The 11,754-nt window shown below is 64.5% G+C and carries 11 protein-coding genes; 3 read left to right on the top strand and 8 right to left on the bottom strand.

All coding sequences use genetic code 11. From position 1 onward, the window contains the following. The first annotated feature begins 259 nt into the window (after nucleotides 1–259). The 3 genes from O0880_RS09325 to O0880_RS09315 are packed head-to-tail and all read left to right on the top strand — an operon-like array spanning nucleotide 260 to nucleotide 2,013. On the top strand, nucleotides 260–487 hold the full coding sequence (locus O0880_RS09325; RefSeq protein ID WP_289886135.1) for an MbtH family NRPS accessory protein: 228 nt from the start codon (nucleotides 260–262) through the stop codon (nucleotides 485–487). Next, nucleotides 484–1,245 (top strand): alpha/beta fold hydrolase, encoded by a 762-nt coding sequence (locus tag O0880_RS09320; RefSeq protein WP_289886134.1) that lies wholly within the window; start codon nucleotides 484–486, stop codon nucleotides 1,243–1,245. The genes O0880_RS09325 and O0880_RS09320 overlap by 4 nt, the downstream gene beginning before the upstream one ends. 3 nt (nucleotides 1,246–1,248) lie before the next feature. Continuing rightward, a complete protein-coding gene (locus O0880_RS09315; RefSeq protein ID WP_289886133.1) occupies nucleotides 1,249–2,013 on the top strand; it encodes a 4'-phosphopantetheinyl transferase superfamily protein in 765 nt (254 codons plus the stop codon). Here O0880_RS09315 and O0880_RS09310 read toward each other — a convergent pair. From O0880_RS09310 to aceE, 8 genes are all read right to left on the bottom strand, one after another. Then, nucleotides 2,004–2,459, bottom strand: a complete 456-nt coding sequence (locus O0880_RS09310) for a MaoC family dehydratase (RefSeq protein ID WP_289886132.1) — start codon at nucleotides 2,457–2,459, stop codon at nucleotides 2,004–2,006. The two genes, O0880_RS09315 and O0880_RS09310, sit on opposite strands and share 10 nt — an antisense overlap. Further along, nucleotides 2,452–2,940 carry a MaoC family dehydratase gene (locus O0880_RS09305; RefSeq protein ID WP_289886131.1) on the bottom strand — a complete coding sequence of 163 codons (489 nt, stop codon included), beginning with the start codon at nucleotides 2,938–2,940 and terminating at the stop codon, nucleotides 2,452–2,454. The genes O0880_RS09310 and O0880_RS09305 overlap by 8 nt, the downstream gene beginning before the upstream one ends. After that, the gene (locus tag O0880_RS09300; RefSeq protein WP_289886130.1) at nucleotides 2,937–4,082 is read right to left on the bottom strand and encodes an acyl-CoA dehydrogenase family protein; all 1,146 of its coding nucleotides are present in this window, start codon (nucleotides 4,080–4,082) and stop codon (nucleotides 2,937–2,939) included. Before O0880_RS09300 ends, O0880_RS09305 begins: the two co-directional genes overlap by 4 nt. Nucleotides 4,083–4,099: 17 nt before the next feature. Further along, nucleotides 4,100–5,290 carry an acyl-CoA dehydrogenase family protein gene (locus O0880_RS09295; protein ID WP_289886129.1) on the bottom strand — a complete coding sequence of 397 codons (1,191 nt, stop codon included), beginning with the start codon at nucleotides 5,288–5,290 and terminating at the stop codon, nucleotides 4,100–4,102. Between the two features lie 233 nt (nucleotides 5,291–5,523). Beyond that, the gene (locus O0880_RS09290) at nucleotides 5,524–6,336 is read right to left on the bottom strand and encodes an APH(3')-I family aminoglycoside O-phosphotransferase (protein ID WP_289886128.1); all 813 of its coding nucleotides are present in this window, start codon (nucleotides 6,334–6,336) and stop codon (nucleotides 5,524–5,526) included. A 198-nt stretch (nucleotides 6,337–6,534) separates the two neighbouring features. Next, nucleotides 6,535–8,124, bottom strand: coding sequence for a TrkA C-terminal domain-containing protein (locus tag O0880_RS09285; protein ID WP_289886127.1), 1,590 nt, complete (start codon nucleotides 8,122–8,124; stop codon nucleotides 6,535–6,537). A 267-nt stretch (nucleotides 8,125–8,391) separates the two neighbouring features. Then, entirely contained in the window at nucleotides 8,392–9,018 is a 627-nt protein-coding gene (gene gstA, locus O0880_RS09280) for a glutathione transferase GstA (protein ID WP_289886126.1), read from the bottom strand. Nucleotides 9,019–9,037: 19 nt separating this feature from the next. Beyond that, nucleotides 9,038–11,704 carry a pyruvate dehydrogenase (acetyl-transferring), homodimeric type gene (aceE, locus tag O0880_RS09275; RefSeq protein WP_289886125.1) on the bottom strand — a complete coding sequence of 889 codons (2,667 nt, stop codon included), beginning with the start codon at nucleotides 11,702–11,704 and terminating at the stop codon, nucleotides 9,038–9,040. Nucleotides 11,705–11,754: the final 50 nt, after the last annotated feature.

Below are 11,754 nucleotides of genomic sequence, written 5' to 3'. Positions count from 1 at the left end.
AAGTCCGCAAGGCCTTGGTGAGATGTCTCTTGTAGAGTGCGCCTGGAATCCGCCTGCAATCGTCGCGATCGGGGATTGTGAGTGTCTGTAAGAAACCGATATTGCGTATTCTTTCCAACAATGTTCGAACTAACTCAAGCTGAACTGATTTTTTCAAAGTTTATCAGTAAAACAATAAAATATAAATAGGAATCATAATCATTTAGATTTAGAATGATTTCACCGCGCACGGGCGCCCCTACCTTTCAAAGGAGTCAGCATGAGTTGGGATCAACCTGATACCCGTTTTTACGTTGTCGTCAACGAGGAAGAGCAGTACTCGATCTGGCCCGATTACAAGGCCATCCCGGCCGGCTGGCGCGAAGCCGGCAAGCGCGGCAGCAAGGAGGAATGCCTGGCGCATATCGAACAGGTCTGGATCGACATGCGTCCGCTCAGCTTGCGCCAGGCCATGGATGGCGGCGCGCGGGAAGCCGGGGCACAGTGAGCGCTGGCCCGGATGCCAACTGGCTGGTGCGCGGCAGGCCGCAGGCCGCCCGCGCACTGCGCCTGTATTGCTTCGCCCATGCGGGTGCCAGCGCCGCCGCCTTCCGCACTTGGCAAGCGAGGCTGGAGCCATCCATCGAAGTGTGCGCCATCGAGCTGCCCGGCCATGGCCGGCGCATGGGGGAAGCGCCGCCGGACCAGCTGCTGCCGCTGGCAGCCGAACTGACGCGGGCGCTGGCCCGCGAACTGCGCGCCACGCCCCAGCCCTACGCCCTGTTCGGCCACAGCATGGGCGCCCTGCTGGCATTTGAAGTGGCGCGCGGCCTGGCGCGCCTGGAGATGCCGCCGCCGCTGCGGCTGCTGGTGTCGGGCGCGAATGCACCGCAGCGCCGTCCGCCCTCGCGCATGCTGCACCGCTTGCCGGACGAGGCCCTGCTGGAAGAGCTGCGCAGCTACGATGGCACGCCGCAGGCACTGCTGGACGAGCACGAATTGATGGCGTTGCTGCTACCGACCCTGCGCGCCGATTTCTGCATGGTGGAAACCTACCACTATCACCCGGGTCCGCGCCTGACGATGCCGCTGACGGTACTGGCGGGGCGCGCCGATGCGCGCGTCAGCGCCGACGGCGTGGCGGCGTGGGCGCTGGAAACCGCTGGCATGAGCCACAGCGCCTGGCATGACGGCGGGCACTTTTTCATCGACACGCATGCCGAGGCCGTGCTGGCGACCATCCGCGCCAGCCTGGTGCCGGCATAAGCGATGCAGATGCTCGAAGGGCAGGACATCGCGCTGTGGCAAGTCGACCTCGACGACAGCCACCTCGATGCCTTTGCCGCCAGCCTGAATCCGCTGGAGAACGACAAGGCGCAGCGTTTCCGCAGCCTTGCGCTGCAAACACGCTACCGCCGCTCGCAGGGCGCCTTGCGCCAGATACTGTCTGACTACCTGGACGTGCCGCCCGCCGCCGTCGCCTTCCGGCATGGCGCTTTCGGCAAACCGGCACTGGCTGGGCAAGCGTTGCAGTTCAACTTGTCGCATAGCGGCAACACGATGCTGCTCGCCATTGCCCGCCATGCCGTCGGCGTCGACCTGGAACAGTGCGCGGGGGCACCGTTCGATATCGAACCCCTGCTCGAACTGCTGTGCCACGCCGACGAACGCGCGGCCATGGCGGCCCTGGCGCCGGACCAGCGCAGGCAACTGTTTTATCCCCTGTGGACGCGCAAGGAAGCATATCTGAAGGCGCTCGGCACGGGACTGAGCGTGGATTTCCGCCTCGTCAGTTTTGCGCCCGTGGACACCGGGCTATGGCAGGTGCGGCATGAAGGCATGCCCTCCTCCGCGCCCTATTACTGCCGCGACTTGCCGCGCGGCGATGCGGCGTTTTGCGCCGCCGTCTGTTCGCAGCAGCCGCAGGTGCCGCTCAGTCCCCGCTGCCTGCTGGCTGCCGGCAGTCCCTGCGGGCAAGCGCTGCGCCATGCCCCGTGTCCGACGCTGCCGGCCAGCCGCCTCGGCTACGGATAGCAGCGCATCAGGAACTCCGCCACGCACACGGGCTTGCTGTCGCCCTCGCGCTCCATCGTGACGGCCCAGTTCACCTGCGCTCCTTCCGGCAAGTCATCGACGGAAAGAATGTCGAGCCGCGCGCGCAGCCGGCTGCCGACCGGCACGGGGGCGGGAAAACGCACTTTATTGAGGCCATAGTTGATGGCCATGCGGATGCCCGCCATGCGCAAGGCCCCCGCCAGCATGGCCGGCAGCAGCGACAGGGTCAGGAAACCGTGCGCCACCGTGCCGCCATATGGCGACTCGCGCGCGCAGCGTTCCGCATCGACGTGGATCCACTGATGGTCGTCGGTGGCGTCGGCAAAGGTGTCGATGCGCTGCTGGGTGATGGTGAGCCAGTCGGAAACGGCCACGTGCTGTCCCGACAAGGCCTGGAAGCCGGCGATGCCGGCGATATCACGCATGGTCCACTCCTGCCGGGCGGCGGCCGAACATGCCCATGCCCTCGACGGTGGTGACGACGTCGCCATGCTGGTTGCGCACGCTCCACACGGAGATGACGATGCCGCGGTCCGGCTTGCTGCTTGACGGACGCACTTCCTTGACCTGGTAAGTCAGCTGCAGGGTATCGCCGGCGCGCACGGGTTTGAGCCAGCGGATGCTGTCCAGGCCGGGCGAGCCCATGCTCGACGAGTGCTTGAGCAGGTTGTCCACCACCAGGCGCATCATCATGCCGCAGGTGTGCCAGCCGCTGGCGATGACGCCCTTGAATATCGTCTTTTCCGCGGCCGCATGGTCGATGTGGAATGGTTGCGGGTCGAAATCCGTGGCGAAGGCGATGATTTCCTTCTCCGTCACATGGCGCTGGCCCAGGTCGATTTCCATGCCCTGCGTAAAGTCTTCAAAATACCAATGTTTGGATTTGATCTCGGTCAATACGGTCATGCGGTCTCCGTCGGCAAAAAGCCCGGCTGGGCGATAAAGCGCTCGATATGGTGCTCCACGTCGCCCAGGGTCAGGGCGATCATGCTCAAACGCTTGAAATGGTGGGCGGCGGGCAATTCATCGGTGACGCCCATGCCGCCATGCAATTGCACGGCTTGCTGGCCGACAAAGGTGGCGGCCAGCCCCACCCGCGCCTTGGCGGCGGACACGGTGCGGCGCCGCTCCGCCACATCGTTGCTGTCGGCCTTGGCGGCGGCCAGCATGGCCATCGAGCGCGCTTGCTCCAGGTGGATGAACATGTCGGCCATGCGGTGCTGCAAGGCCTGGAACTTGCCGATGGGCGCGCCGAACTGCTGGCGCGTCTTCAGGTATTCCAGGGTGGCGGCAAAGATGGCGTCCATGGCGCCCACGGCTTCCGCGCACAGCAGGGTGGCGCCGTAGTCGAGCGCCGCGTCGAGCACGGGCCAGCCCTGCCCCGCCTGGCCGATCAGCGCCTCATGCCCGAGCACCACTTGCACGAGGGTCACGGCGGCGGCCCGCTGGCCGTCGATGGTGCGGTAGTCGCGCACGGTCACGCCGGGCGCGTCGGCCGGCACGAGGAATAAGGAAATGCCATCCGTATCATCCTGACTGCCGCCGCTACGCGCCGAGACGATCAAGGCGCCCGCCTGCGCACCGTGGAGGACGACGGTTTTCACGCCGTCCAGCACGAAGCCGTCGCCGCTGGCCGTGGCCGTGGTGGCGATATCGTGCAAGTCGTGGCGCGATTGCTGTTCTCCGAGCGCGCACGCCAGTTTCAGGCTGCCGCCGGCAACCTGCTCGAGCACGCCATCGTGGCCGCCGGCCAACGTGAGGAAACGCGCCCCCAGCACGGTAGCCAGGTAGGGTTCGACCACGAGGCCGCGTCCCAGTTCCTGCATCACCAGCAGCATGTCGACGGCCGTGCCGTCGAAACCGCCCGCGCCGGCCGGCAGCGGCAAGGCCGTCATGCCCAGCTCGGCCAGGGTGGCCCAGGCCGCATCCGACGTGCCCGTTGCCGAATGGATGATGGCCTGGCGCGTCTCGAAACGGTAATCCTTGTCGACCCAGCGCCTGAGCGCATCGGCGAATTGCTGCTGTTCCTGATTAAAATTGAAGTCCATGTCGTCTCCCTCTCGCCTCACAGGCCCAGGATCATCTGCGTGATGATGTTTTTCTGGATTTCATTCGAGCCGCCATAGATCGATGTCTTGCGGTAATTAAAGTAATACGCGGCCAGCGGCGCAGCCAGGTCGTCGCCTGCGCTGCTGTGCGGCGCGCTGCCGTCAAGAAAATCGGGGTCGAAGGGCAAGGCTTGCGGGCCGATGGCTTCGACCATCAGTTCCGTCAGCTGCTGCTGCAATTCCGAGCCGCGCACCTTCAGCATCGACGCCTGCGGTCCCGGCCCCTTGCCCTCTTCGCTGATGACGCGCAAGACCGTCATTTCCAGCGCCATCAATTCGATTTCCAGGTGCGCCACCTTGGCGGCGAACGCGGGGTCGTGCAGCAAGGGCGCGCCGCGCTTGTTCTGCCGCATGGCCAGCTGCTTGAGGAAGGTCAATTCGCGCTGCGAACGTCCGACGGCGGCGATGCCCGTGCGCTCGTGGCCCAGCAGGTACTTGGCGTAGGTCCAGCCCTTGTTTTCCTGGCCCACCAGGTTGCTGACGGGCACGCGCACATTGTCGAAGAAGACTTCGTTCACTTCATGCTCTTCATCGAGCATGATGATGGGGCGCACGGTGATGCCCGGCGTTTTCATGTCGATCAACAGGAAACTGATGCCTTCCTGCTTGCGCACCGTGCTGTCCGTGCGCACCAGGCAAAAGATCATGTCCGCATGCTGGCCCAAGGTGGTCCAGGTTTTCTGGCCATTGACGATGTAATGGTCGCCATCGCGCTCGGCCGTGGTTTTCAGGGAGGCCAGGTCGGAGCCGGCGCCCGGTTCCGAATACCCCTGGCACCACCAGTCGTCGCAGTTCAGGATGCGCGGCAAGTAATAGGCTTTTTGCTCGGCGTTGGCGAAGGCCATGATGACGGGCGCCACCATGTTGACGCCGAACGGCAGGATGGGCGGCGTGGCGGCGCGCGCGCACTCGTCTTCCCAGATATGGCGCTGCACGGAGGTCCAGCCCGTGCCGCCGTATTCGACGGGCCAGGCCGGCGCGGCCCAGCCTTGCTGCGCAACAATCTTGTGCCAGCGCACGTAATCATCCTTGGCCAGGCGCAGGTGCTGGCGCACCTTGCGCTGCAGGTCTGCCGGCAGATGGCTGTCGAGGAAGGCGCGCACCGTGTCGCGGAACGCCGTCTCCCCGGCCGTGTAATGCAAGTCCATGTCTGTCTCCTTGTTCTTATGATATGCCGTGATGACTGCACGCAAGGAAGCTCAGCGCACAAAAAAGCACGACCGTTCTCAAGGATTGTACAACAGAATCGGCGCAGCGCCAGTGCTTTTACACGGGGCGGCGCGGCAAGGGGAATCGGCTGAAATCCGCTGGAAGTGGCCGGCAGTGGCCGGCTGCCGTCATTGGCGGCTTTCGCCCCAAAGCGGGTGCCAATGGGGCGACCTTAAAATAACTCGTCGAGCATCAAGTGGAAGTGCAGCTTGTGCCGATCAGGCTCGAGGACGCCATATTGCTCCAGGAATCTCTGCTGAAGCGGTGCGCCGAACTCTGCAAGGCAATTCCAGGCGATGGCGAGGTCCTGGTAGCGATCGGCAATGCCAGCTCGACCCACATCGATGCAGGCAAACGCCTCCCCGTCGATGAGCATATTATCGAGCGAAAAGTCGCCGTGGGTGACCACCGGATCGGGCGCGAGTGGCAACAGGGCTTGCATGGCGTCCCATACCTGCTCCGCCGTCCAGCCTTCACGCTCGTCATCGAAGTCGTCTTCGTCCACCAGACCTGCATCGATGCGCGTACGCGCACGAACCAGGCGGTATCCATGCTCGCTCGTAAAAGGGCAGTCGCTAATGGGGATTGCATGTATCTGTCGCAGGAAAGCCGCGATAGCGTCCACGACAGCGGTTCTGCGTTCGGGATAGGCTTCCAGTATCTGGTAAGCAGTTTTCCCGGGTACCGGCGTCATGAGCAACCATGCCTCGTCATCCGCGCGGGTGAAATGCACGACGGCAGGCACGGGGACATATCCCCGCAGCCAGCGCAGCCTGACCATTTCATCGGCGATGTCATCGGCAATGGCATCTTTGCCGTGTTTCAAAAACAGTTCGGGACGATGCGCCTTGCTGTGGAGCCGGTACACGGCTCCGCCCGATGCGCCTACCGTGTCGCGCCCCCACTCGTATCCGGCCAGCTCGGCCGACAGGCTGGCTGGCATCTGCACGGCTGCGCATGCTTTCTCGCGATTCATATCATGCATCCGGTTTGGCCTGGAATTCCGTCCTTCATACAGCGTCCTCTTCGTTTTCAGTCCTTGGCGGCTTCCGCCCCCTCAACTGTCTTTCGAACCCCTGGCACCACGGTGACGGCTCTTTGGGTTCAAGACGCCCGCCTCGCGAAACAGGTTGAGGGATGCGATATTCCGGATTACCGTTCAAATATCCGCTCCTGTCCGCCATCACCCATACAAATGCAGCAGCACTTGCACGGCGACGATCTTGACGATGGTCATGCTGGGGAAAATCATGGCGTAGCCGAGGTTCGGGCGGTCCGACCTGGCCAGGCGGTTGGCGAACACCAGCACGGCCGGGTTGCCCGTGGCGCCGGCCGCGATGCCCAGCAACTCGGGAAAGGGCAGGCGCAGGAAGACCTTGCCCAAAATCACGACGAGGGCCACCACCACCAGCACCGTCACGGCCCCCAGCGCCAGCATGGGCAAGCCATCGGCGCCCACCTGCTGCACGAACGGCAAGCCGGAGGCCATGCCGACGGAGGCGAGGAAGATCGTCAAGCCATAGTTGCGCATGACCAGGTTGGCCGATAGCGGCAAGCGCCAGCTGACCTTGCCCACGCGCCCCAGGCGGCCCAGGATCAGCGCCATCACCAGCGGCCCGCCGGCCAGGCCCAGGCTGAACGAGCCTATCCATGGCAACGGTATCGGTACCAGCCCCAGCAGCACGCCCAGCACCATGCCCATGCCCAGCGAGACATAGCTGAACTCGGCCGTGGCCGTGATGGAATTGCCGAACAGCTTGCGCACGTCGGCCGCATGTTTCGCCGGTGCAATGGCCATCACCCTGTCGCCGAATTCCAAGGTCAGGAACGGGTGCGGCAAGATCATGGCGTCGCCGCGACGTATGAACGCGATTTGCAGGGGGAAGTCCTTGCCCAGGTCCAGCTCGCCCAGCGGCACGCCGACGATTTCCGCGTCCGAGACGAACACTTCATTGCCATCGAAATCGCTGCGGTCCTTCATCAAACGGCCCGGGTCCAGGTGGCCCAGCGCCGTGCGCGCCGCTTCCACGCCCTCGACCGTGCCCGACACCATCAGCGCATCGCCCACGCCGATCACCATGGACGGATCGGGCAAGCGGTTCTGGTGCCCCTGGCGCACGCCGATCACCTGCACGCCCGCCAGCGGGCCATCGGCCAGTTCGGACAGGGCGGCGCCCGCCAAGCGCGCTTCGTCGATGGTGATTTCCGACACGATGATGGGCGCGGGCGGCGGCGTCAGCACGGGTTTTAATATGCGCCCGGCCAGGTACAGGCCCAGCATGGGACCGACGACGCCGAACGGATAGGCGACGGCATAACCGACGGCCGCGTCGCCATTGCCATGCGATGCTTCCAGCGCCGCCTGCAGGGCCGCCGTGCTGGTCATGGCGCCGGCAAACACGCCGCTGGCCATGCGCAGCGAAATGTCGATCCACTGCCCGCCCCAGACGGACACGGCCAGGCCGCCCATGACGGCGACGAAAGCGATCAGGTTGTGTTTCTGGCCCGCGCCGCGCAAGCCGGCGAAGAACTGCGTGCCGTACTGTACGCCTATGCCATACAGAAACAGCAGCAAGCCGATGGAACCGACCAGCGGCGGCGGCACGGAGCCGGGAGCAAAGGCGCCCAGCGCCAGGCCGGCAAACAGCACGCCGCCCACGCCCAGCGAAAAACCGAACACGCTGACGCGCCCCAGCGCATAACCGGCGCCGATGACGAGAAACAGGGCCAGGATCGGCGACGATTCCAGGGTATGGCGGAAGAGTTCGAGCATGGGGCAGCCTTATTCTGGGGAGCGCCCAGTTTAGCATGCACAAAAGCAACACGATGCCCGTATGACAAGCAAGCGTGCGCCGTGGGCGGCAGTAAAAAACGGGCAAAAAAAAGCCCGCTGCGGGAGCGGGCTGAATCTATTTCCTGTGAGGAAGTAGAGGAGACAGGTGCATGATGCCGCATTGCAGCATATTGATCCAATTGTATGTTGTGATGATAGAAATATGATTTATCAATATCTGCGCCCCTGCCCTCGCGGCTCCCCGTCTCACGCCGCTTGCCGTCCGGCCTCCACGCGCTGCGCTTCCCGTACGGCGGGACGCTCGCCCACGCGCGCGATGAGGTGTTCGACCCGCGAAAAGGCCGACAGATCCACCCTGGCATATGCCGACCAGCCGAGGATGGTATAAAGATAGGCATCCGCGATCGAATAGTGCTCGCCCAGCAGATACGGCCCGCCGGCCGCCAGTTGCCGCTCCACATAGTCAAGCCGCGCGGCGATGCGCGAGCGGGCCACGTCCTGCGCCTGCGTGCCGTATTCCGGGTGAAACAGCCAGGGGCTGTAGGCCTTGTGCAGCTCGGTGGCGATAAAGCCCAGCCACGACTGCAGTTGCACGCGCGCCAGCGTGCCCGGCGGCGGCGCCAGGCCGCTGGCCGGCGCCAGGTCGGCCAGGTATTGCACGATGGCCGTTCCCTCCAGCAAGATGGTGCCATCGTCGAGCGCCAGCGCCGGCACGTACAGGTTCGGGTTGATGCGCGCATAATCGGCGCCCGTTTCCGTGATGCGGGGAATGGCCTTGATGTCGACGCGCTCCAGTTCCAGCGCGATGCCCGCCTCGATGGCGACGATGTGCGGCGACAGCGAGCACGTGCCCGTTGCGTAATACAGCTTCATGATCAGTCTCCTGAAAAGGTTACACGGATGCGGGATCGAGCTTTTCCACGTCGATGCCGTACTTGCGGATGGCGTCGCCCACCAGGCTGCGCGCCACCCTCCCCTCATCGGCCAGCGCCGTCAGCGCGGCCAGCACGATGAAATGGCGGTCCACTTCAAAGAAGGTGCGCAGCGATTCGCGCGTATCGGAGCGGCCAAAGCCATCCGTGCCCAGCGTGACGAAATGCCGGTCGGTGACAAACGGGCGCACCTGGTCGCCGACGATCTTCATGTAGTCGGTGGCCACCACGACGGGGCCTTGCCGGCCGGCCAGGCATTGCGCGACATACGGCACGCGCGGCGCACTGTCCGGGTGCAGCATGTTCCAGCGCTGCACGGCCAGGCCGTCGCGCCGCACTTGCGTCAGGCTGGTGGCGCTCCACACATCGGCCGCCACGCCGAAATCCTGCTGCAGCAGCGCGGCGGCGGCCAGCACTTCGCGCAGGATGGAGCCGCTGCCCATCAGCTGCACGCGCGGTGCGGCCGCGTCCTGGCTTTCCTCCAGCAGGTACAGGCCCCGCAGGATGCCCGCCTCGGCCCCGGCCGGCATGGCCGGGTGCGGATAGTTTTCGTTGAGCAAGGTGATGTAGTAAAAAATGTCTTCCTGCTCGGCAAACATGCGGCGCATGCCGTCGTGGATGATCACGGCCAGCTCGTAGGCATAGGTGGGATCGTAGGAGATGCAGTTGGGAATCACGGACGACAGCACATGGCTGTGGCCATCGTCATGCTGGAGGCCTTCGCCCATCAACGTCGTGCGTCCCGACGTGGCGCCCAGCAGGAAGCCACGCGTGCGGGCATCGGCCGCCGCCCAGGCCAGGTCGCCCACGCGCTGCAAGCCGAACATCGAATAAAAAATGTAGAACGGGATGGTGGCCAGGCCATGGTTGCTGTACGAGGTGCCGGCGGCGATCCAGGACGAAATGGCGCCCGATTCGTTGATCCCCTCCTGCAAGATCTGCCCATCCTTGGCTTCCTTGTAATAGCTGAGCTGCCCGGCGTCCTGCGGCGTATACAGCTGGCCCAGGTAGGAATGGATGCCGATCTGGCGGAACAGGCCTTCCATGCCGAAGGTGCGCGATTCGTCGGGCACGATGGGCACGATGATCTTGCTCAAGGCGGGGTCTTTCAGCAGGGTGCCGAGGATGCGCACGAAGGCCATGGTGGTCGACGCGCCCCGCTCGCCGCTATCCTTGAGCTGGGTGGCGAACGTGGACAGCGGCGGCACGGGCAAGGCATCAGCCTTGCCGATGCGGGCCGGGATATGCCCGCCCAGCTGCGCCCGGCGGGCGGCAAAGTAGCGCGCTTCCGCGCTGTCCGGCGCCGGTTTCAGATACGGCATCTCTTCCAGCTGGGCATCGCTGACGGGCAAGGCGAAGCGGTCACGGAACGCGCGCACGGCGTCGGCGCTCATCTTTTTCAGCTGGTGGTTGATGTTCTGCCCCTCGCCCGCCTCGCCCATGCCGAAGCCCTTGACGGTCTTCGCCAGAATCACGGTGGGACGGCCAGGCGTGCGCATGGCCTCGGCATATGCGGCGTGGACTTTCTCGGGGTCGTGTCCGCCCCGCGTCAGCTGCCAGATATCGTCGTCCGACAGGTGCGCCACCAGCGCCAGCAGTGCCGGATACTTGCCGAAGAAATGTTCGCGCACATACGCGCCATTCTGCGACTTGAAGGTCTGATAATCGCCATCCACGCATTCCATCATGCGCTGGCGCAACAAGCCGCTCGTATCGCGCGCCAGCAAGGCATCCCAGCCGCTGCCCCAGATGACCTTGATGACATGCCAGCCGTTCGCGCGGAACGTGCCTTCCAGCTCCTGGATGACCTTGCTGTTGCCGCGCACGGGACCATCGAGGCGCTGCAGGTTGCAGTTCACCACGAAGATCAGGTTATCCAGGCGCTCGCGTCCGCCCAGCGAAATGGCGGCCAGGGATTCGGGCTGGTCCATCTCGCCATCGCCGAGAAAGGCCCACACCTTGCGGCCCTGGTGCTGCTTCAAGCCACGGTACTCGAGGTAGCGCATGAAGCGGGCCTGGTAGGCGGCCGTCAGCGGGCCCAGGCCCATGGAGACGGTGGGAAATTGCCAGAAGTCGGGCATCAGGCGCGGATGCGGGTACGAGGACAGGCCCTCGCGGCCCGCTTCGCGGCGGTAATTGTCCAGTTGCGCTTCCGTGATGCGGCCTTCCAGGTAGGCGCGGCCATAGATGCCGGGCGCGGAGTGGCCCTGGATGTAGACCAGGTCACCGGCGAACTGGTCCGTGCGGCCACGGAAGAAGTGGTCGAAGCCCACGTCGTACAGCACGGCCGCCGACTGGTAGGTGGCGATGTGGCCGCCCACGTTCGAGTGTTTCGCCGCGCGCAAGACCATTACCATGGCGTTCCAGCGGATGTAGGCATTCAGGCGGCGCTCGATGGCCAGGTCGCCCGGATAGGCGCCTTGGCGTTCGGCAGCGATGCTGTTGGTATAGGCCGTGGTGACGCGGCCATGCAGGCCGCCGTGCTGCGCGGCATCGGAATCGACGAGCTGGTCGAGCAAATAATGGGCGCGCGGGCGCCCTTCCACGGCGACGACGGCCTGCATCGCCTCCAGCCATTCTTGGGTTTCCTGCGGATCGATATCGGGCACAGCAAGGGATGTGGGCATGGCGGTCTCCTGGGTAAGGGCATTTCAGCTACACGAATAATTGCCGATGC

Source organism: Janthinobacterium sp. SUN118 (assembly GCF_030397695.1).
Taxonomy (GTDB): domain Bacteria; phylum Pseudomonadota; class Gammaproteobacteria; order Burkholderiales; family Burkholderiaceae_D; genus Janthinobacterium.
Note: the sequence above shows the minus strand (reverse complement) of the source record. Positions and strands in the feature narration are given on the sequence as shown.